We start from the raw sequence: 21,588 nt of genomic DNA on the forward strand, positions 1-21,588 counted from the left end.
GAGGGGGAGAGGGGGGAGAGGGGAAAAATATTCTCTCTCCCTTCTGCCTTCTGCCTTCTGCCTTCTGCCTTCTGCCCTCTGCCTTCTCCCTTCTGCCTTCTGCCCTCTGCCTTCTCCCTTCTTCCTTCTTCCTTCTTCCCTCTTCCTTCCGTCTTCTGCAAGTGCTTCAAAGGCGAAGCCCAAATAACCCGTACTCTTTGTTATAGCTTAACTTGGATTTTTCCGGGAATGGGATTTTGAGCGGAATCCATGCTATATTAGATTTTCTCACACCTAATAATTTTTTATAAAAAAACGCCAAGTTATTGTATACTTGAAAATTGCGCGCAATAAACCGTGACTTTAACTCGTGACGGTGGAAACCCCGCAAAACGCCTCGATAACACCCGTGTCATACCTTTGGGTATCGTCAGGGGTAAAAAATGGGTCGTTAGATGAGTCAATTAAAAATTATTGCGCGATCGCCCTTGCAAAAGTAACCGCAGACTCAGCTTAAATCTGAGCGGTCGGCTAATCGCTGACTCAGCTTTAAAAAAAATCAAGCTTTTTGCGGATCGCACCCAAAAAGATTGTCCCTCAAAATCTCCGTGTCTTGAGACTATATCGAGACTATGATGTATCAATCAATACCTACTTCCACAAACTGAACTATGGCAAATATTAAGTCCGCCGTCAAACGAGTCAAAATCGCCGAGCGCAACCGCTTGTACAACAAATCTTACAAGTCAGCGGTCAAAACCCTGATGAAGAAGTATTTCACGACCGTTGAGAAGTACGCCGCATCTCCGACACCTGAATTAATGCAAGAAGTGCAGCAACGTATGTCTGAGGCGTACAGCAAAATTGACAAAGCTGTCAAAAAAGGTGTACTGCACCGTAACAACGGCGATCGCAAAAAGTCCCGTTTGGCAAGAACCCTCAAGCCACACGAAACACAAGTAGCATCCTAAGACAGAAGGACGAAGGAAGACGGAAGAAGGAAGAAGGAAGAGGGAAGAAGGAAGAAAGAAGGAAGAAAATTTTTCCTACTACTCTCCCACTCTCCCACTCCCGCACTCTCCCACTCTCCCCCCTCCTCCACTCTCCCCCTCTCCCATTAGCCCATGCAGCTTATCGACACTCACGTTCATATCAACTTTGAGGCTTTCAAGTCTGAGTTAGAAGCCGTTCGAGCACGCTGGCGCGAAGCTGGTGTGGTTCGATTGGTTCATTCTTGTGTAGAGCCAGAAGAGTTTGCCGGAATTCAAGCGATTGCTAATCAATTTGCAGAAGTTTCCTTTGCGGTGGGGCTTCATCCCCTAGATGCCGCCAAGTGGAAAGACGAAACTGCAAGCCTGATTAGAAAATTAGCAATTTCTGACGATCGGGTAGTGGCGATCGGCGAAACCGGACTAGACTTTTTTAAAGCAGACGATCGCGAACACCAGTTTAAAGTGTTTGAGGCACAGCTTGAAATTGCGCAGGAACTTGACAAACCAGTGATTATCCACTGTCGCGACGCCGCCGCCCCAATGGCCGAAATGCTTCGGAACTTTTGGCAAAAACGCGGTCCGGTGCGCGGTGTGATGCACTGCTGGGGAGGCACACCCGAAGAAACCCAGTGGTTTTTAGACTTGGGTTTCTACATCAGTTTTAGCGGAAATGTCACCTTCAAAAAAGCCTTGCAAATACAAGAATCAGCTTGTATGGTAAATAGCGATCGCATCTTAGTCGAGACAGATTGCCCTTTTCTCGCCCCCGTACCCCAGCGGGGAAAACGCAACGAACCAGCTTACGTCTATTACGTGGCCGAGCAAGTTGCTAAATTGAGAGGAGTTTCTCTCTTAACTTTGTCCCAACAGACAACTGAAAATGCCTGTCAGCTATTCGGCTTTTCAGTTTAGCTAGAGCAAAGAAACGAGGAAAACAGATAGAGTTAAGGGCAGAAAATCGGGAAAATCTCATCTATATCCGGCAACCCAAAACCGGATTCATCCTTAATTTCAGATTCTTTGGGAGTTGCCTGTGGCGATCGGATTTGCGTCCTATAATAAAAAGAACCGACTGATCGGGCGTTGGCTCACTATCGGCACCATCGCCCTGCGCCGAACTGCGAGCTTCGGCGAGTGCCCGCTCACCTTCGGGGCAGGCAAAAACTTCAAGCAATACCTCGAATTTACACAACTTACACATCAGAAGAAATTTGGAAACTCGGCAATTTGGCAATAGCTGTCAAGTCAATTTTAGGAGTCAAATGTGTAGGGGATTTACCCTGAAGCACCAAGAGGTCGAAGCTAAAAGCATCTCGATCCAAGCCAAAATCCGCACAAAAACACTGCGAGCAACCAGTAAAAATAGCCGTTGCAGCAGTTGGCAGGCGATCGAAAACATCATATAAATTCTCTCACACAATCCATCAAAAAAACGCAACAAGGTAAAAACGCCCAGCCTTGGCGCCATGTAAAAAGCTAGAGCCACTGCGGAAAAAGGACACCCATGACCACTAAAGATTACACAGAATTCGCCTTCACCTTGCCCGACCTGATCGAAATCCAGCGGGCAAGTTTTCGCTGGTTTCTAGAAGCCGGACTGATCGAAGAACTAGACAGCTTCTCCCCGATTACAGACTACACGGGTAAGCTAGAACTCCACTTCATCGGCAAAGACTTCAAACTCAAGCGCCCGAAATATGACGTAGACGAAGCCAAGCGCCGGGACAGCACCTACTCAGTGCAAATGTACGTCCCCACCCGCTTGATTAACAAAGAAACAGGCGAAATCAAAGAACAAGAAGTCTTCATCGGCGATTTGCCCTTGATGACCGAGCGCGGCACTTTCATCATCAACGGTGCAGAACGAGTCATCGTTAACCAAATCGTGCGATCGCCAGGCGTATACTACAAATCGGAAACCGACAAAAACGGCCGCCGTTCCTACAACGCCAGCCTGATCCCCAACCGCGGCGCGTGGCTCAAGTTCGAGACCGACAAAAACGATTTAGTCTGGGTGAGAATCGACAAAACCCGCAAACTCTCGGCCCAAGTTCTGCTCAAAGCCCTGGGACTCACCGACGGCGAAATCTACGACAGTTTGCGCCACCCCGAATACTTCCAAAAAACGATCGAAAAAGAAGGACAATTCGGCGAAGAAGAAGCCCTAATGGAGCTGTACCGCAAACTACGTCCGGGCGAACCCCCCACCGTAGCAGGCGGCGAACAGCTTCTCCACTCACGCTTTTTCGACCCCAAACGCTACGATTTGGGCAGAGTCGGCCGCTACAAACTCAACAAAAAACTGCGTTTGACAGTTCCCGATACCATGCGGGTACTGACATCCCAAGATATCTTGACGGCGATCGACTATTTGATCAACCTCGAATTCGACATCGGTTCAACCGATGACATCGACCACTTAGGCAACCGTCGCGTCCGCAGTGTCGGAGAATTGCTGCAAAACCAAGTCCGCGTCGGATTGAACCGCTTAGAACGGATTATCCGCGAACGGATGACGGTTTCAGACGCCGACTCCCTCACCCCCGCTTCCCTGGTCAACCCCAAACCGCTGGTAGCAGCAATCAAGGAATTCTTCGGTTCCTCCCAGCTATCCCAGTTCATGGATCAAACCAATCCCCTAGCAGAACTGACCCACAAACGCCGTCTGTCCGCCCTTGGCCCAGGAGGTTTGACTCGCGAACGCGCCGGTTTCGCAGTGCGAGATATTCACCCATCCCACTATGGCCGGATTTGCCCGATCGAAACACCAGAAGGCCCCAACGCCGGACTCATCGGCTCTTTGGCAACCCACGCCCGCGTCAACTCCTACGGCTTCATCGAAACTCCTTTCTATCCAGTAGAAAAAGGACAAGTATTGCGGGACAAAGCCCCCGTATATATGACAGCCGACGAAGAAGATGACCTGCGCGTCGCCCCCGGAGACATCAGCCTCGACGAAAACAACAACCTCTTGGGCGAAACCGTAGCCGTTCGCTACCGCCAAGAGTTCACCACCACCACCCCGATGCAGGTGGACTACATGGCGATATCGCCAGTCCAAATCGTCTCCGTCGCCACATCCCTGATTCCATTCCTGGAACACGACGACGCCAACCGCGCTCTGATGGGCTCGAATATGCAGCGGCAAGCTGTGCCGCTACTCAAACCAGAACGGCCACTCGTGGGTACGGGTTTGGAAGCTCAGGCCGCGCGAGATTCCGGGATGGTAGTAGTTTCCAAGGTTAACGGCGAAGTAATTTACATCGATGCTACCCGGATTATTGTCAAGCCCCTGGCGGTAGATGCTGAGTCGAATTCCAGCGAGGAAAGTTTCCTGATTCGGGAATACGACGACCTCAAAACCAAACAGCCCTCGGTTTGGAAGCAAAAATACTCAGGCTGTATCGAGCACGAACTGCAAAAATATCAGCGCTCTAACCAGGATACCTGTTTAAACCAGCGTCCTTTGATCTATGAGGGCGATCGAGTAGTTGCCGGTCAAGTCCTCGCCGACGGTTCCTCCACCGAAGGGGCAGAACTGGCTCTGGGTCAGAACATCATCGCAGCTTATATGCCTTGGGAAGGCTACAACTACGAAGATGGGATACTCATTAGCGAGCGTTTGGTATACGAAGATGTGTACACCAGCATCCACATTGAAAAATACGAAATCGAAGCCCGCCAAACCAAACTCGGCCCCGAAGAAATCACCCGCGAAATACCCAACGTCGGCGAAGACGCACTGCGCCAGCTAGACGAACAGGGCATCATCCGCAAAGGTGCTTGGGTAGAAGCCAGCGACATTTTGGTCGGCAAAGTTACCCCCAAAGGTGAATCCGACCAACCGCCAGAAGAAAAATTGCTCAGAGCAATCTTCGGCGAAAAAGCCCGCGATGTGCGCGACAACTCCCTCCGAGTTCCTAATGGCGAAAAAGGCCGCGTAGTAGACGTGCGGGTTTTCACTCGCGAACAGGGCGACGAACTACCTCCAGGCGCCAACATGGTTGTCCGCGTCTACGTAGCCCAAAAACGCAAAATTCAAGTCGGCGACAAAATGGCCGGCCGCCACGGTAACAAAGGTATTGTGTCCCGGATTCTGCCGATGGAGGATATGCCCTACTTACCCGATGGGACTCCCGTTGACATCGTGCTCAATCCCTTGGGTGTACCATCGCGGATGAACGTGGGTCAGATTTTTGAGTGCTTGCTGGGCTGGGCGGGCGAAAATCTATCCATGCGGTTCAAGATGGTGCCTTTTGATGAAATGCACGGTGCTGAAAAGTCGCGGGAAACCGTTCACGGCAAGTTAGAGGAGGCGCGCGAAAAAACGGGTAAACCGTGGATATTTAACGAAAAACACCCCGGTAAGACTATTGTCTACGATGGCAGAACTGGCGAACCGTTCGATCGACCTATCACAGTCGGCATCGCCTATATGCTGAAACTCGTCCACTTGGTAGATGACAAAATCCACGCCCGGAGCACTGGGCCTTACTCGCTGGTAACGCAACAGCCTTTGGGCGGCAAAGCGCAGCAGGGCGGACAGCGGTTCGGGGAAATGGAAGTTTGGGCTCTCGAAGCGTTCGGTGCAGCTTATACTTTGCAAGAGTTGCTGACTGTGAAGTCGGATGATATGCAGGGTAGAAATGAAGCTTTAAATGCCATTGTTAAAGGCAAAGCTATCCCACGCCCCGGTACGCCGGAATCGTTTAAGGTGCTGATGCGGGAGTTGCAATCTTTGTGCTTGGATATTGCCGTGCACAAGGTGAATACGAACGACGAAGGTAGCGAGCACGTTGAGGTTGATTTGATGGCAGACGTTGGTGGGCGGCGATCGCCCTCCAGGCCTACTTATGAATCGCTTTCTCGCGACGAAGACGAGGATTAGGGACTTGAGATTGTCGATTTGAGATTGTTTGACAGCATTCAATCTCAAATCGACAATCTCCAATTAAAATGCCTCAGCAGTGGTATCAACACTGCTGAGGCGAATCAACGCTCTAACAAAGAGAGACGCTGACATGACTATTGTAACAGTCATCCCCGGAATTGAAGGAGCATTAGACCTGGAGACAGGCTGTATTAACTGGCAAGGCAGTAGGTTGAAAAACGGTTACGGGCGTAAGTGGATCGATGGCAAAACGGTATTAGTCCACCGATTAGTCCTCGAATCAAAAATAGCGGGATTCCTCGATTCCGGTTATTTTGCTTGCCACACCTGCGACAACCGAAGCTGCATCAACCCGGCACATCTGGTAGCGGGATCGGCTGCTGAGAATACCGGACAGATGATGGGGCGCGATCGCAAAACTCCCAGACGCAAAAGTATTCCGGGAATTGATAAATTGTCTATCCAACAACTACGAGAAATTCAGACTAAATATTTATCTGGAACAATCAAGAACCATCTAGCAAGAGAGTATGGGGTACAACATGAAACTATTACTAAGATCGTTCAGACAAGTATTCCCAATAACTTCATCACAGTTTCCCCACGTTTTTTAGGAGAAATTCAAGACAACGGCTGCATAATTTTTCAAGGCGGAAAAGATGGTTCAGGCTATGGCAGATACTGGAAAAATGGGAAATCAAAATCAGTTACTCGTGCTGTTTTAGCAGAGAAATTAGGATATGAACTTCCTACCTCTATGGATGCTTGTCATACTTGCGATACTCCCAGTTGTATTAATCCAGAACACCTGTGGGCTGGTACTCGTACTCAGAATTTATTAGATGCTTCCCAAAAAGGACGCAGCCAAGGAAAAAGTCATCCCCTTTCCAATGCCAAATTAGACTGGGAAAAAGTGCGAGAAATCCGGCAAAAATTAGCAGCAGGAGACAGAATGAAGGATGTAGCTGAAGCATACGGCGTAAATCCCGCAACTATACACACTATTAAGTATCACCTGACTTGGAAGGAAGAAGGCGAAGAGGTTCCGATTCCTCGCATGGGTGGATATCTCGATCGCAAACTGACTTTTGCTCAAGCGCAAGATGTGCGAGAACGCATTAAAGCTGGAGAATCCATTGCTAAAATTGCTCTGGAATTTGCAGTGTCCACAAGTGTCATTTATGACATTAAAAATAATGTCACATATAAAGGAGTCTGAGATTGATTTAATCACCAAAGAATCAAGCAAAGAAGATAAATTACAGCAAATAATTTCAAGTAAATCATCGATTGGAGTTAAGAATGGCTAAGATAGAACAACGATTTGATTACGTAAAGATTGGGTTAGCTTCACCAGAAAGAATTCGACAATGGGGAGAGAGAACTTTACCCAATGGTCAGATAGTGGGCGAAATTGTAAAACCTGAGACGATTAACTACAGAACATTAAAACCAGAAATGGACGGATTGTTTTGCGAGCGCATTTTTGGGCCTGCAAAAGATTGGGAATGTCATTGTGGCAAGTACAAAAGAGTTCGTCATAGAGGCATTGTTTGCGAGAGATGCGGTGTTGAAGTCACTGAATCTCGCGTCCGCCGCCACCGGATGGGATTTATTAAATTAGCAGCTCCAGTAGCTCACGTTTGGTATCTCAAAGGCATCCCCAGTTACATGGCAATTCTGTTAGATATGCCCCTGCGAGATGTCGAACAAATTGTTTATTTCAACGCCTATGTTGTGTTGAATGCTGGTAATGCTGAAAAGCTCCAATACAAGCAATTACTCACAGAAGATGCTTGGCTGGAAATAGAAGATGAACTTTACAGCGAAGATTCCACCCTAACCGGCGTAGAAGTAGGAATCGGTGCAGAAGCTTTGCAAGTTTTGCTGCAAAATATTCCGCTAGAAAGTGAAGCGGAAAAGCTGCGGGAAGATATTGCTAATGCTAAAGGTCAAAAACGCGCGAAGTTAATTAAACGTTTGCGGGTAATTGACAACTTTATCGCTACGGGTTCTCATCCCGATTGGATGGTGCTCAATGTCATTCCGGTGATTCCCCCAGACTTGCGGCCGATGGTACAGCTAGACGGTGGACGTTTTGCAACCAGTGACCTTAATGACCTTTATCGAAGAGTTATTAATCGCAATAATCGCTTGGCGAGATTGCAAGAAATTCTGGCACCAGAGATTATCATTCGCAACGAAAAGCGGATGCTACAAGAAGCTGTGGATGCGCTGATTGACAACGGCCGCCGGGGCCGGACTGTGGTAGGCGCAAACAACCGTCCGCTGAAGTCGCTGTCAGACATCATTGAAGGGAAACAAGGTCGTTTCCGGCAAAACTTGCTGGGGAAACGGGTTGACTATTCTGGACGTTCGGTGATTGTTGTGGGGCCGAAACTGAAGATTCATCAGTGCGGTTTGCCGAGGGAAATGGCGATCGAGCTTTTCCAGCCTTTTGTCATCCACCGTTTGATCCGCCAAGGATTAGTCAACAACATCAAAGCCGCCAAAAAACTGATCCAGCGCAACGATCCTAGCGTTTGGGACGTGCTTCAGGAGGTGATTGAAGGACACCCTGTCATGCTGAACCGGGCACCCACGCTGCACCGTTTGGGGATTCAAGCCTTTGAGCCGATTTTGGTGGACGGGAGGGCGATTCAGCTTCACCCGCTAGTCTGTCCGGCTTTTAACGCTGACTTTGACGGCGACCAAATGGCAGTGCACGTTCCTTTGTCTCTGGAATCTCAGGCGGAAGCCCGCTTGTTGATGCTGGCTTCTAATAACATTATGTCGCCGGCAACCGGAAGACCGATCGTTACTCCTTCTCAAGATATGGTGCTCGGTTGCTATTACCTAACCGCCGAAAATCTTGATGCTCAAAAAGGAGCGGGTCACTATTTCTCTAGCTTTACCGATGCGGTTGTAGCTTACGAACAAGGAGTGATTAACTTGCACTCTTATGTGTGGGTGAGATTTCAAGGTGCGATCGAAAATACAGAACCGGAAGGGGAACCGCTGAAGACGGAGCGATCGGCAGACGGTACAGTAGTGACGAAAGAATACAAGTTCCGCCGGGTTCGGGAAGATGCGGAGGGCAAGTTGATTACTCAGTTCATTCGCACTACTCCCGGTCGGATTATCTATCACCAAACGATCGAATCGGTAATTAACAACTAGGAATTGGGCATAGGGCATCGGGCATCGGGCATCGGGCATTGGGCATCGGGCATCGGGCATTGGGCATCGGGCATTCATGGGGCATGGGGCATACCTCACCACGCTTGAGAACCGCTATATGTGGCTTGAATCCTGTATTGATTAGCAGTTACCAATGACTAATGACTAATGACTAATGACTAATGACCAATGCCCAATGCCCAATGACTAATGACTAATGACTAATGACTCTTATCAAATTACTAACAGTAGAAAAATGACAGAAAATAAGGAAAATAAGGAAATTGTTTTTCGCAATCGAGTTGTTGACAAAGGTCAGCTCAAAAAACTAATCTCTTGGTCTTTCATGAACTATGGAACGGCCCGCACAGCGCAAATGGCCGACAAACTCAAAGATTTGGGTTTCCGGTTTGCCACAAAAGCCGGAGTTTCAATTAGCGTAGACGACCTGCAAGTACCCCCAATCAAACGACAACTGCTCGATGCAGCCGAAGAAGAAATCCGCATCACCGAACAGAAATACACCAGAGGCGAAATCACCGAAGTCGAACGATTCCAAAAAGTAATCGACACCTGGAACAGCACCTCAGAAGACCTCAAAGATGAAGTAGTCAAAAACTTCCGAGCCACAGACCCCCTCAACTCGGTGTACATGATGGCATTCTCCGGCGCGCGCGGGAACATCTCCCAAGTGCGGCAACTCGTCGGAATGCGCGGATTGATGGCAGACCCCCAAGGAGAAATCATCGATTTGCCGATTAAAACCAACTTCCGCGAAGGACTGACTGTTACCGAGTACATTATTTCGTCCTACGGCGCCCGCAAAGGCTTAGTAGATACCGCCCTGCGTACCGCCGACTCTGGCTACCTGACTCGCCGGTTGGTCGATGTATCCCAAGATGTGATTGTGCGTGAAGTAGACTGCGGCACTCAGCGCGGGATTCGCGTGCGGCCGATGACCGATGGCGCTACCGTGCTGATTCCCCTGAAAGATCGGCTACTAGGGCGGGTGTTGGCACGAGATGTGGTACACCCCAAAACCAAGGAAATCGTGACCTATGGCAACGAAAGAGCCGTCCGAAATCAGCCAATTACTGAAGAGTTGGCAGGGGAAATCGGTAAGTCTGGAGTGCCAGAAGTATATTTACGATCGCCCCTAACTTGCGAAGCCACCCGTTCCGTTTGCCAGTGCTGCTACGGTTGGAGTCTCGCCCACTTGAAAATGGTGGACATGGGAGAAGCGATCGGGATTATCGCCGCCCAGTCGATCGGCGAACCGGGAACCCAACTCACCATGCGTACCTTCCACACAGGCGGCGTATTTACTGGAGAAGTCGCTAAACAAGAACGAGCACCATTCCCCGGCGTGGCAAAGTTTAAGAATTTACGCACCCGCGCCTTCCGCACTAGACATGGCGAAGAAGCCCTCGTCGCCGAAAACAACGGCAAACTCGTATTGGAGGGTGAAGGCTATGAAGAAGGCAAATCCGGCGCGAAAAATCAGAAGCTGAAAGTTGAATTCGCGATCGTCCAAGGTTCCACCCTAATGGTCAAAGACGGACAGCGCGCTATCTCCGGTCAAGTTTTGGCAGAAGTGCCGATCGTCGGACGCGCCGCCCGCAAAACCACAGAAAAAGTCACAACCGACGTAGCCTCCGATTTAGCAGGCGAAGCCAAGTTTGCGGACTTAGTACCAGAAGAAAAAACCGATCGCCAAGGTAACACCACTCGCACCGCCAGCAGAGGCGGACTGATTTGGATTCTCTCAGGAGAAGTCTATAACTTACTCCCCGGCGCCGAACCGGCCGTCAAAAATGGCGATCGCATCGTGGCAGAAAGCGTCATCGCCGAAACGAAACTCGTCTCCGAACACGGCGGCGTAGTCCGCATCGCCGACGAGCGAGAAATCGAAATCATCACCGCTCAAGTGTTGCTAGATCAAGCAATTGTGCGATCGGAAAGCGCCGGCGGCCGCGAACATTACATCATCGAAACTGCTTCCAACCAACGGTTTTCCTTGAAAACAGCGCCGGGGAGCAAAGTCATCAACGGTGAAGTCGTAGCCGAACTGCTCGATGACAGCTACCGCACCGCCACCGGAGGCATCGTCAAATACGCCGGAGTCGAAGTCCACAAGCGCGGCAAAGCCAAACTCGGCTACGAAGTAGTCAAAGGCGGCACTCTGCTGTGGATTGCCGAAGAGTGCCACGAAGTCAACAAAGACATCTCCCTGCTGCTAGTAGAAGATGGCCAATACGTCGAAGCCGGCACCGAAGTCGTCAAAGATATTTTCTGCCAAACCAGTGGCGCGGTAGAAGTCACCCAGAAAAACGACATCCTCCGGGAAATTGTGATCAAGCCCGGAACCATGCACGCAGTCGATCGCCCACCACTAACCTTGGGCGAAGGTCAAATAGTCAGCGCCGGTCAAGAAATCTTCCCCGGATTAATTGCCGAAGAATTGGGCTATGCCGAATACATCGAAACCCCCGAAGGCCCAGCCTTATTGCTGCGGCCAGTAGTAGAGTTTCCAGTACCCGACAAACCGCCCATACCTTCCCAGACAGCACTCAACGAGTCCATCTCCCTCAAAGCAGTCCAGCGGCTCCCCTACAAAGACGGAGAGCGCGTCAAATCAGTCGAAGGACTCGAACTCCTGCGGACTCAGCTCATCTTAGAAATCGGTTCCGGCGCGCCGCAACTGGCAGCGGATATCGAACTCCTACCCGATGATGGGGACGCTTTGGCTTTTGGAGCCGACGGTTCCGGCCCGGCTTGGGGTCTATCTGATGCGATTGTGCAGTCGCAAGAACTGGCTCTGGTAGAAGGCGAAGAAGCCCCAGCGCCTTCTCGGATTTTCCGCTTGCAGTTGGTGATTTTGGAATCGCTGGTAATTCGGCGGGACGTGTCGGCAGATCCTACTCAAGGTAGTACCCACACCAGACTGTTGGTAGAAGACGGACAGTCGATCGCCCCTGGCGCAGTGGTAGCCCGCACCGAAATTCTCTGCAAAGAAGCAGGTATCGTCCGGGGCATCCGCGAAGGACTCAACGAACCGGTACGCCGATTGTTGGTAATGCGGGAGGCGGATTCTGTGACAGTTTCAGTAGCGGGTACACCAGCAGTCAGCCCTGGTCAGTTATTGGTAGCTGGTACTGAGGTAGCACCGGGAGTGATTCTGGAAGAGTCCGGTCAAGTCGTGAAAGTTATACCAGCCTCCGATAACGGAGAAGAAGCCAAAATAGTCCTGCGGGTAGCCCGTCCTTACCGAGTTTCTGGTGGTGCAGTGCTCCACGTAGACGACGGCGACTTGGTGCAACGTGGCGACAACTTAGTCATCCTGGTGTTCGAGCGAGCCAAAACCGGGGACATCATTCAAGGTTTGCCCCGGATTGAAGAACTACTCGAAGGACGGAAACCGAAGGAAGCTTGTATTTTAGCTAAGCGTCCGGGGACGGCTCAGGTAGCTACCGACGACGATATTGTCGAACTCGCGGTAGTAGAGGATGACGGCAGGATCGAGCAGTATCCTTTGTTACCTGGCCAAAACCCGATCGTCTCTGACGGACAGCGTGTGGGCGTCGCCGAAGCTTTGACCGACGGCCCCGCCAATCCTCACGAAATTCTGGAAGTATTTTTCCAAGTTCTCAAAGAGCGCCAGCCTACCTTTGAGGCAGCTTTGGAGAGCTTCCAGCAGGTGCAGACTTTCTTAGTCAACGAAGTGCAATCGGTTTACCAGTCTCAGGGTGTGGATATTTCCGACAAACACATCGAAGTGATTGTCCGCCAGATGACCAACAAAGTGCGGATGGAGGACGGTGGCGACACTACCATGCTCCCCGGCGAGTTAGTCGAACTGCGGCAGGTGGAACAGGTGAATGAGGCGATGTCAATTACTGGTGGAGCGCCGGCGGATTATACTCCGGTACTACTGGGGATTACCAAAGCTTCGCTCAATACCGACAGCTTTATTTCTGCTGCTTCGTTCCAAGAAACCACGCGGGTGCTGACTGAAGCTGCGATCGAGGGCAAGTCTGACTGGCTGCGCGGCCTCAAGGAAAACGTGATCATCGGCCGCTTGATTCCTGCCGGGACTGGGTTTAATGCCTATGAGGATGCTAGTGTTCAGGATGCTGGTTTTGATGGTGCTGTGTTTGATGACGATATCCACGATTTGCAGGAAGATGTCGTGGTGGACGATCGCACTGCCCGCCGCAAGTATACGATCGAGAGTCCTTTTGATGTCGCCCCTGTCTCTGAAATTGAGGTTGATGTTGATGACGATTTTGAGGAAATTGAAGTTGATGACGACGATTTTGTCCCTGATACTGATGATGATTCCTTAGGACCGATCGATGATGATTTCGACGAGGACTTCGACGAGGACGAAGACTAAGAAGTTTTTTGAGATTGTCGCGCAGACAGCGATCCTGAACTGTGCGGCAATTTTTTTGGTTCGTCCCAACCAACGCTTAGCTAAAGCGTTGGTTGAAAAATCTTAAATTTTTCGCCTCAAAACTTAGAACTCAGAATTCATAGCCGAAAGTGCGATTAAATCGAGGCGAACCGCACATCAACTCGCCCGAAAAAAGAAGGCACGAGATATTCGTCCGAAGGTATAAATCAGAATTCAAGAAAACTTGAAAAGAAAGAGTTTTAATTGTTTGAATTAACAAACAGTTAAAACTCTTTCTTCCTTATAACTTCTCTCGCGACGATAACTAAAACCCAATCGGCTTGGGTTAAGAACAGTCTGAGTTCTAAAAGCTGCCTGTATTTCCCATAAAATAGTAAGAGCGAATTCGTAAAAGACCGCTAACCCAAGCGTATTGAACTAAAATCTTCGCGGCTTCCCGACAAGATTGCATCCATCACATCTCTAGCAGCCGACGAATCCGTTGGCTTTACTTCCTTCTTCAAATATGGTTCGCTCACTCAGGGAGCAAAGCCTTGATCCGATCGACAAACTCTTGATGGTCTACTACGGGTTTAGAGATGTAACCGTCGGCACCGCTTTGATTCAGAAAGGTTTCTTTATCACCCGCCATCGCGTGAGCAGTCACCAAGATAATCGGCAGCGAGGCCGTTTGCGGGTCAGCTTTCAGCAATTGAGTAATCTTAATGCCGTCAACAGATTTTCCCTGGTACACGCTGTGTGAAAGAGACACGTCCATTAAAATCAAATCAGCTTCACCGGCAGCAGCAATCTGCATCACCTCTTCAACATTTTCCGTGTGCTTGACAGCTAAGCCCCCCCGCTTAGTCAGTATTTTGGAAAAAACCCGAGCATTAACCAAATCGTCCTCTACAATCAGAACGGTTTTCATAAATAAATATGGGAAGTATAGAAACTTTGCGACTGGAGTCCAAAGAGGAACACGACACGGGGATTACATTCCCCGTCAAAAATGCAGAGTTTTTATCGCCATCAGCCGGGAACTCTGCAAAACCCGCATATATTCCTTGGGCGAGTAACTGTCAGAGGGTGTACAGATGCCTAGAAGCATCAAGTACCATAATTTAGACTACTACACACAGACAGTTTAGTTGTTTTTTAGCACTAGACCTGACACTGGTGAGAATTTCAAGATTCCCCGGTAGCAGGTTTCTAGTATCCTGTCTTTCGCTTGGGCCTCCGACTTAGAGTTGGTGAGGTGTGACAATCATTTTTTTTCAGCTCTGAGAATAAAGCAAGGTTTATTCACATACTCCCGCCTCAGCATTCGGAGTAGCGAATCTAGCGGGAGATTGTTGAGATTCCCAATTCTCAGTTTTGACCGATCGATATAGCTGAAAAGATCGACGCTTCAGTCGATCGAGCTGGTGTCAGAGGCTTGAGAGCTCGCGAGCAGAGCTTTTGACGGCGCCCAATTCTGAACGATCGGCATTTGTGAGCGATTATAAGAAAAAGCATGACTGTGAATCAACCTTCTGACGGCGGGCGGTGAATAGACAAGTAGGCGCTCCTGTCGGCAACATAGAGGTTAGTGTAAGAGTGGAGAGTAAGAGGCAAGTGTTGCCCGTCTTCGGCATTCTGATTCTGGTTTCACCTGTTAAATTTATTTTGCTTCTCCCGCTGGGCGGGTCGAACTTTCGGTTCGTCTGCGGCAAACGCTTTTCGATCGAGACAGGCAACCTGAGCATTATTGACCCCGCCCAAAAACGGGTACAAGCCCCCGACAATCGTCGTGGATATCCCAAAATTTTAGACTCTAGTTCCTGCACCCTGATTCAAAGCTGCAAGTAAATCTAAAATCTAAAATCTAAAATCTAAAATCGACTGACAGAGGCTGTCTTCACTCAGGAATTAACGGACACAAGGACTCATGGCTAAACAACTCAACCTACTTTCCGGGCAAGTAATTTCTACGCCTCTGCATACCGAGATGCAGCAATCGTACCTCGAATATGCCATGAGTGTGATCGTCGGGCGAGCTTTGCCTGATGTCCGCGACGGTTTAAAACCGGTTCACCGTCGAATTTTATTCGCGATGCACGAACTCGGTTTGACACCAGACCGACCTTATCGCAAGTGCGCGCGGGTAGTTGGAGATGTTTTGGGGAAATATCACCCCCACGGCGACCAATCGGTTTACGACGCTCTGGTGCGCATGGTTCAGGAGTTTTCGAGCCGCTATCCTTTGCTGGCTGGTCATGGCAATTTCGGTTCGGTGGACAATGACCCGGCTGCTGCGATGCGCTACACGGAAACTAGGCTGGCATCGATCGCCCACGAAGCCATGCTAACCCAAGTCGGCGAGGCAACCGTTGATTTTACTGGTAACTTTGACAGTTCCGAACAGGAACCGACGGCACTACCTGCTCAGTTGCCGTTTCTGGTACTCAATGGCTGTACCGGAATTGCTGTGGGGATGGCAACTAATATTCCGCCTCACAATTTGGGCGAGGTGGTGGACGGTTTAATTGCTTTGATTGAAAATCCAGAACTCTCGGATGAGAAGTTGATCGAATTAATTCCGGGCCCGGATTTCCCGACCGGAGGGGAAATCGTCTCTACAGAGGGCATTGTTGATGCCTACACTAAGGGTCGAGGTAGCATTGCGGTCAGGGGTGTGGCTGGAGTGGAAGAAGTGCCTGGTAATCGCAAGGTGCGGACTAAAACAGCGATTATCGTGACGGAGTTTCCCTTTCAGGTGAATAAGGCGGCTTGGATTGAAAAGGTGGCGGATTTGGTGAATGCCGGCCGTCTTGATGGTATCTCTGATTTACGCGATGAGAGCGATCGCGAGGGGATTCGAGTTGTGATTGAACTCAAGCGGGAATTTACCCCGGAAGCGGTGCTGGCTCGTCTTTATCAACAAACTGACCTGCAAACAAATTTTGGCGCGATTTTGTTGGCAATTGTCAATGGTCAACCGCGACAGTTGACACTTAGACAGTTGTTGCAGGAATTTCTGGATTTCCGAGAAGTGACTCTGACACGCCGTTACAATTACGAGTTGCAGGCGGCAGAACGTCGCTGTCACATTGTCCAAGGCTTAATGTTGGCTTTGACAAATCTCGATACTACGATCGACATTCTGCGAAATTCTCCTGACGGTACTACTGCTAAGCAAACTTTCCAAGTTCGTCTTAATTTGAGCGAAAGTCAATCTGATGCAATTTTGGCGATGCCGATGCGCAGGCTGACTGGTTTGGAAAGGCAACATTTACAAGCTGAGTTGGATGAATTGACGGGGAATATTCAAGAATTGCAGCGGTTGTTGAGTGACAGACGCGAACTTTTGAAGGCTTTAAAGAAGGAATTGCGATCGCTAAAACGCAAGTACGCTGACCCCCGCCGCACTAAATTCGCCAATGGAACTGGACGCGCGACAACTGCCGAACCACAAGCTTCTGGCAAGAAAAACGCTGGTGTAAAACCGTTGTTGCCGGCAACAATTTCGCCTAACTTATTGCCCGTTCTAGAGCCAGAGGAAACTATTGTTGAATTTTCGCACAAGCAGTATGTGCGACGCTTGCCGGCTGGGGAACGTCCGCGCTCGAAAAGTCGCGAAAAATCGGTTTCAGCTTTAGAAAAAAATGAAGATTTTATTGTGACGGCTAACCTGACGAAAACCGATCGCACTTTGGTAGTCTTAACTCCTAATGGCAAAGCTTACCCGCTAAAAGTGGCTGATATTCCTAGTAGTAGCGCCAAAGACCGGGGAACGCCGATTGTTGGTTTGTTGTCGCCCAGTGCTACTAAAGAAAGTGCAGGTCGTGCTTTCTCGGAAATCACAGTTGCACACTTTATTTTGCCGGACAATTCGGAGGCGGCGGATTTAGTAACTCTGACTCAGCAAGGCAAAATTAAGCGCTTGCCGATGCAGGAATTTGCTGAGTTGACTAATCGTGGCATTACTGTTGTTAAACTCAAGGAGGACGATCGACTGCGCTGCGCAAGTCTTAGCAAAGTTGGCGACCAAGTGGCTGTTGCAACTTCGGGAGGCCGAGTCCTCCGATTTGATATCGATGACGAACAATTGCCGCCAATGGGCCGCACCGCCCAGGGTTCTCAAGTGACTAGGTTGCGGAAGCTGGAACAGTTGGTGGGTTGTATTACGATCGACCGGGAAGACAGTCTGGTACTATTTTCGGAGTTGGGTTGGGCTAAACGAATGCCTGCGGGTTCTGTTAGACTTACTAACCGTGGCGAAATTGGCACTCAAGCTTTTCGCTTTACAGAGCCTAAAGATGCTTTGGTTGGCTTGCTGCGCGCTGTTCCGGGTACGGATGTTAAACTTTTTACTACTTCTGGTCGCTTGCTGCGATCGACTACTGATGCTATAGCTTTTTGGGGGAAAGATGCTCCGGGCGATCGGGTTTTTGACCTCAATCCTGGTGAGAAAATTATTAAGGTTATTAGCAGTCAATAGTCATTGGGCATTGGGCATTGGGCATTGGGCATTGGGCATTGGGAATACATACCCGGAGGCTCTGCCTCCAATTAAGGCTTGTTCCCAGGCTCTGCCTGGGAATACATACCCGGAGGCTCTGCCTCCAATTCCCCCAATTCAAAATTCTAAAAATCTAAAATCTAAAATCTAAAATCGTCTGATGGCGCAAGTTGTATTAGAAAATATCTACAAAAGTTTTCCACTCCGCCAAGGAGAACAGGAAAAAAAAGCAAAAAACGTCGCAGAAAGTGTCTCGCCCGAAGCCTCTAGTTCAACTTCTAACAGCGTTTTGCGGCGGATTAACCTGACGGTCGAAGACGGAGAATTTATGGTGCTGGTGGGGCCTTCTGGCTGCGGAAAAAGCACTCTGCTGCGATCGATCGCCGGTTTGGAAGTTTTGACAGCGGGAAATATCTGGATTGGCGATCGGCTCGTTAACGATTTGCCTCCTAAAGACCGAGATATCGCTATGGTATTTCAAAATTATGCTCTCTATCCTCACTTAACAGTTTACGATAATCTCGCCTTTGGATTGCGCCGCTCACAAACGGAAGAAGGAACAGGGAAGAAGGAAGAGGGAAGAGGGAAGAGCGAAGAAGGAAGAGCGAAGAAGGAAGAGCGAAGAAGGAAGAGCGAAGAAAAGACAGAGACAGAGACAGAAAAAAGCAGCCGGGTTCAGGCAGAAGTCATCCAAAAGAAGCTAGAAGAGGTGATTAATTATTTAGCTTCTAATACTGTAAACAACGATCGCATATATACTTTAGGGGAGGATTTTTTGGTAGGAGCAACTCGCAAGCTTCCTCCGGGTTTGCGCTATTTGTCGGAACGGGAGAAGGCGGTAGGAGAACGAGTTAGGGCGGTAGCTCAATTATTGCAAATAGAACCGCTGTTAAATCGCTTGCCGAAACAACTTTCAGGAGGGCAAAAGCAGCGGGTGGCTTTGGGGAGGGCGATGGCTCGAAATCCCGCAGTGTTTTTGATGGACGAACCGCTATCTAATCTTGATGCGAAGTTGAGGGCGGAAACTCGATCGCAAATTGTGCAGTTGCAGCGCCAGTTGGGCACTACCACTATTTATGTGACTCACGACCAAACTGAGGCGATGACTATGGGCGATCGCATTGCTATTATGAATGCAGGTCAGCTTCAGCAAGTCGCTCAACCTCTGGAGCTTTACAACAAGCCGGCTAATCTGTTTGTGGCTGAGTTTATCGGTTCTCCGCCGATGAATTTTTTCCCTGTGCAATTTACCGCCCCGTTGTTGATTTCTCACCCGCAATTTCGCTTTACTTTACCTGATATTTGGGCGAAAAATCTACAAAAATATGACGGGCGAGGGCTAATTTTGGGCATCCGCCCAGAACATCTGAGCATTCACCCTCCTGCTACCAAAAATCTGTCTGTACAAGTGGAAATTGTGGAGGCTTTGGGACACGAAACTTATTTGCGGGTGTGTTTGACTGATGCTCCGGCTGTGCGGATGCAGGTGCGGGTTCCTCCTGAGCGATCGATCCGTGTTGGTGAGGAGCTTTGGCTGGCGATCACCCATGACAAGATTCACTTGTTTGACCCGGATACCGAGTTGGCTATTTTTCCTCGGTAGGAACAGGAGAAAGGTCGATCGACCTTTGTGACCAATATCACGCACCACACACTTGCACTTTATTCAAGTGAATGTTATATTAATTTACATAAGCCTTACAAAAGTTAACGAAGGAAGTTCATACTATGCAAGAACAAAAACGCAACGCTTGGAACTGGGGCTTCAGCGAAGGAGCTGAAAATTGGAACGGTCGTTTAGCAATGATTGGTTTCTCTGCCGCTGTCGTCATTGAATTGGTTTCCGGTCAAGGCTTGCTTCACTTCTGGGGCCTGATCTAATTTTCTAGTTAAGACTTTTCAGACACTGCAAAGCTTGGGGGTTCCATCAGGGACTCCCAAAATTTTTAATGGCAATTGACTATCTACTAATCAGGAATTACCACGATGTATGTAGTAGTACAAATTTAGAAGCGATCGCTCTTTTGGGATGGGGGTTCCACCCCAAAAGAGCGAATCACTCTTTTGGGTGATGCTAGAAAATTACTCTAGCGGATATATTCTTTCAAGATGCTGTTACGGTTGGGATGGCGCAACTTCCGCAGAGCTTTAGCCTCGATTTGGCGAATCCTCTCGCGAGTGACGTTAAAGATTTGACCAATTTCCTCTAAGGTCTTCATCCGCCCGTCGTCTAAGCCGTAACGCAGCCGGAGTACATCTCGTTCTCGTGGGCTGAGGGTATCTAAAACGCTTTCCAAATCTTCTCTGAGCAAGTTTTTCGAGACTTGATCTTCTGGCGTTTCCCCGTCAGATTCAATAAAGTCTCCTAAACGCGAGTCTTCTTCTTTGCCGATCGGAGTTTCTAAAGAAATAGGCAACTGTGCGGATTTAGCAATGAAGCGCAACTTCTCGATCGTCATCTCCATCTTAGTGGCGATTTCTTCTTCCGTAGGCTTGCGACCCATTTCCTGAGAAAGCAGTTTGGTGGTTTTCTTAATCCGCGAGATGGTTTCGTAAAGGTGAACCGGTAAGCGGATAGTCCGGGATTGATCGGCGATTGCTCTGGTGATGGCTTGACGTATCCACCAAGTTGCATAGGTGGAAAATTTGTAGCCTTTTTCGTGATCGAATTTTTCAGCAGCCCGAATCAGACCCAAAGAGCCTTCCTGAATCAAATCTTGGAACGACAAACCGCGATTCATGTACTTTTTGGCGATCGATACCACCAAACGCAGGTTTGATTGCACCATTTTCTCCTTCGCCCGCCGACCGACGTGGAGTCGGTGACGAAATGCAGGTAGTGCCATATCTACAGCATTAGCCCATTCATTATCTTTGGGTTCGCGGTCTAACTCTTCGAGAAGTTGTTCTCGAACTCGCTCTAATTCCAGCAAATCTGCAATCTTACGGGCGAGTTCAATCTCTTCGTCGGCTCGCAACAGTCGAATCCGACCGATTTCTTGCAGGTAAAGACGAATAGAGTCTTCAGTATAATGCTTTTTCTTTGCCTGAGCCCGACGACGAGCTTTGACACCTTTGGCAGATTTAGTGTCTTCTTCCTCAGATGGATTTTCTAGAAAATCTTCTCGATCATCTTCTTCGTCGATAAAGAGTTCTAACTCGCTCTCAGGTAGAACGCTTTCGGGGCTCCGAAGCAAATCGATTGTTTCCATTTTGGGTTTGATTTTGGTTTCTAGTACGGTGTTAGTCTGGATCATGCCGCCTTCCTCATGCTCCTAAATTCAAGAATAAATAACAGTGGAATAGTGTCTGTTTGTAGTTTAGACAAGTTAGCCAGTATTGACATTCCCGCAGGAAGAAATAATGGGTTTTTGGTCTGTAACTGAAGTTGTTACCGAAATTGCACCAGTTCTGGGTCAAAGTTCAAGTTCTGGTTTGAAGTAGCGATCGCATTTATTGATCCCAGGGTTTTATGTCGCAACCTTAGATTGAGCGTGTGGCTACTGCAAAGCAACGAGTTACCGCATCATCTGCGATACCGGGCAAGCGAGAATTGAACCCAGAGATGCGATCGCACCTCAACAAATACTGGCTTTTTTTACTCGGTACTTCGATTTTCACCCGTACAAGTTTTCCGGCACGGAGC

General features: G+C 49.1%; 15 protein-coding genes. 11 read left to right on the plus strand and 4 right to left on the minus strand.

The window, feature by feature from the left end:
• Positions 1-183: hypothetical protein (locus tag K4039_RS22155; protein WP_265238600.1), on the minus strand; the 183-nt coding region annotated here is incomplete at its 3' end.
• Positions 184-650: 467 nt separating this feature from the next.
• On the opposite strand from K4039_RS22155, the gene rpsT reads away from it, so the two are divergent.
• From rpsT to K4039_RS22190, 7 genes are all read left to right on the plus strand, one after another.
• Positions 651-950 (plus strand): 30S ribosomal protein S20, encoded by a 300-nt coding sequence (rpsT, locus tag K4039_RS22160; protein ID WP_265238602.1) that lies wholly within the window; start codon positions 651-653, stop codon positions 948-950.
• 153 nt (positions 951-1,103) lie between these two features.
• Positions 1,104-1,883, plus strand: a complete 780-nt coding sequence (locus K4039_RS22165; RefSeq protein WP_265238604.1) for a TatD family hydrolase — start codon at positions 1,104-1,106, stop codon at positions 1,881-1,883.
• Between the two features lie 121 nt (positions 1,884-2,004).
• Positions 2,005-2,208, plus strand: a complete 204-nt coding sequence (locus K4039_RS22170) for a hypothetical protein (RefSeq protein ID WP_265238606.1) — start codon at positions 2,005-2,007, stop codon at positions 2,206-2,208.
• A 267-nt stretch (positions 2,209-2,475) separates the two neighbouring features.
• Positions 2,476-5,859, plus strand: a complete 3,384-nt coding sequence (rpoB, locus tag K4039_RS22175) for a DNA-directed RNA polymerase subunit beta (RefSeq protein ID WP_265238607.1) — start codon at positions 2,476-2,478, stop codon at positions 5,857-5,859.
• 133 nt (positions 5,860-5,992) lie between these two features.
• Positions 5,993-7,081 (plus strand): HNH endonuclease, encoded by a 1,089-nt coding sequence (locus K4039_RS22180; RefSeq protein WP_265238609.1) that lies wholly within the window; start codon positions 5,993-5,995, stop codon positions 7,079-7,081.
• 83 nt (positions 7,082-7,164) lie between these two features.
• Positions 7,165-9,042, plus strand: coding sequence for a DNA-directed RNA polymerase subunit gamma (locus K4039_RS22185; RefSeq protein ID WP_265238611.1), 1,878 nt, complete (start codon positions 7,165-7,167; stop codon positions 9,040-9,042).
• Positions 9,043-9,259: 217 nt separating this feature from the next.
• Positions 9,260-13,438 (plus strand): DNA-directed RNA polymerase subunit beta'', encoded by a 4,179-nt coding sequence (locus tag K4039_RS22190; protein WP_375339822.1) that lies wholly within the window; start codon positions 9,260-9,262, stop codon positions 13,436-13,438.
• Positions 13,439-13,973: 535 nt separating this feature from the next.
• On the opposite strand, the gene K4039_RS22195 is transcribed toward K4039_RS22190, so the two are convergent.
• A complete protein-coding gene (locus tag K4039_RS22195) occupies positions 13,974-14,369 on the minus strand; it encodes a response regulator (RefSeq protein ID WP_265238613.1) in 396 nt (131 codons plus the stop codon).
• Between the two features lie 617 nt (positions 14,370-14,986).
• On the opposite strand from K4039_RS22195, the gene K4039_RS22200 reads away from it, so the two are divergent.
• From K4039_RS22200 to K4039_RS22215, 4 genes are all read left to right on the plus strand, one after another.
• Positions 14,987-15,289 (plus strand): hypothetical protein, encoded by a 303-nt coding sequence (locus K4039_RS22200; protein WP_265238615.1) that lies wholly within the window; start codon positions 14,987-14,989, stop codon positions 15,287-15,289.
• Positions 15,290-15,368: 79 nt separating this feature from the next.
• Positions 15,369-17,921, plus strand: a complete 2,553-nt coding sequence (locus K4039_RS22205) for a DNA topoisomerase (ATP-hydrolyzing) subunit A (protein WP_265238617.1) — start codon at positions 15,369-15,371, stop codon at positions 17,919-17,921.
• A gap of 181 nt (positions 17,922-18,102) precedes the next feature.
• Positions 18,103-19,545: an ABC transporter ATP-binding protein gene (locus K4039_RS22210; protein WP_265238619.1), complete on the plus strand. Its 1,443-nt coding sequence runs from the start codon at positions 18,103-18,105 to the stop codon at positions 19,543-19,545.
• Positions 19,546-19,670: 125 nt separating this feature from the next.
• Positions 19,671-19,823: a chlorophyll A-B binding protein gene (locus tag K4039_RS22215; RefSeq protein ID WP_265238621.1), complete on the plus strand. Its 153-nt coding sequence runs from the start codon at positions 19,671-19,673 to the stop codon at positions 19,821-19,823.
• Positions 19,824-20,029: 206 nt separating this feature from the next.
• Here the strand turns inward: K4039_RS22215 and rpoD are convergent, their stop codons facing one another.
• Together rpoD and K4039_RS22225 are read right to left on the minus strand one after the other, a co-directional pair.
• On the minus strand, positions 20,030-21,199 hold the full coding sequence (gene rpoD, locus K4039_RS22220) for an RNA polymerase sigma factor RpoD (protein ID WP_265238623.1): 1,170 nt from the start codon (positions 21,197-21,199) through the stop codon (positions 20,030-20,032).
• 226 nt (positions 21,200-21,425) lie between these two features.
• Positions 21,426-21,563: a hypothetical protein gene (locus K4039_RS22225; RefSeq protein WP_265238625.1), complete on the minus strand. Its 138-nt coding sequence runs from the start codon at positions 21,561-21,563 to the stop codon at positions 21,426-21,428.
• Positions 21,564-21,588: the final 25 nt, after the last annotated feature.

The sequence above is a fragment of the Lyngbya sp. CCAP 1446/10 genome (assembly GCF_026130175.1).
GTDB lineage: Bacteria > Cyanobacteriota > Cyanobacteriia > Cyanobacteriales > Microcoleaceae > Microcoleus.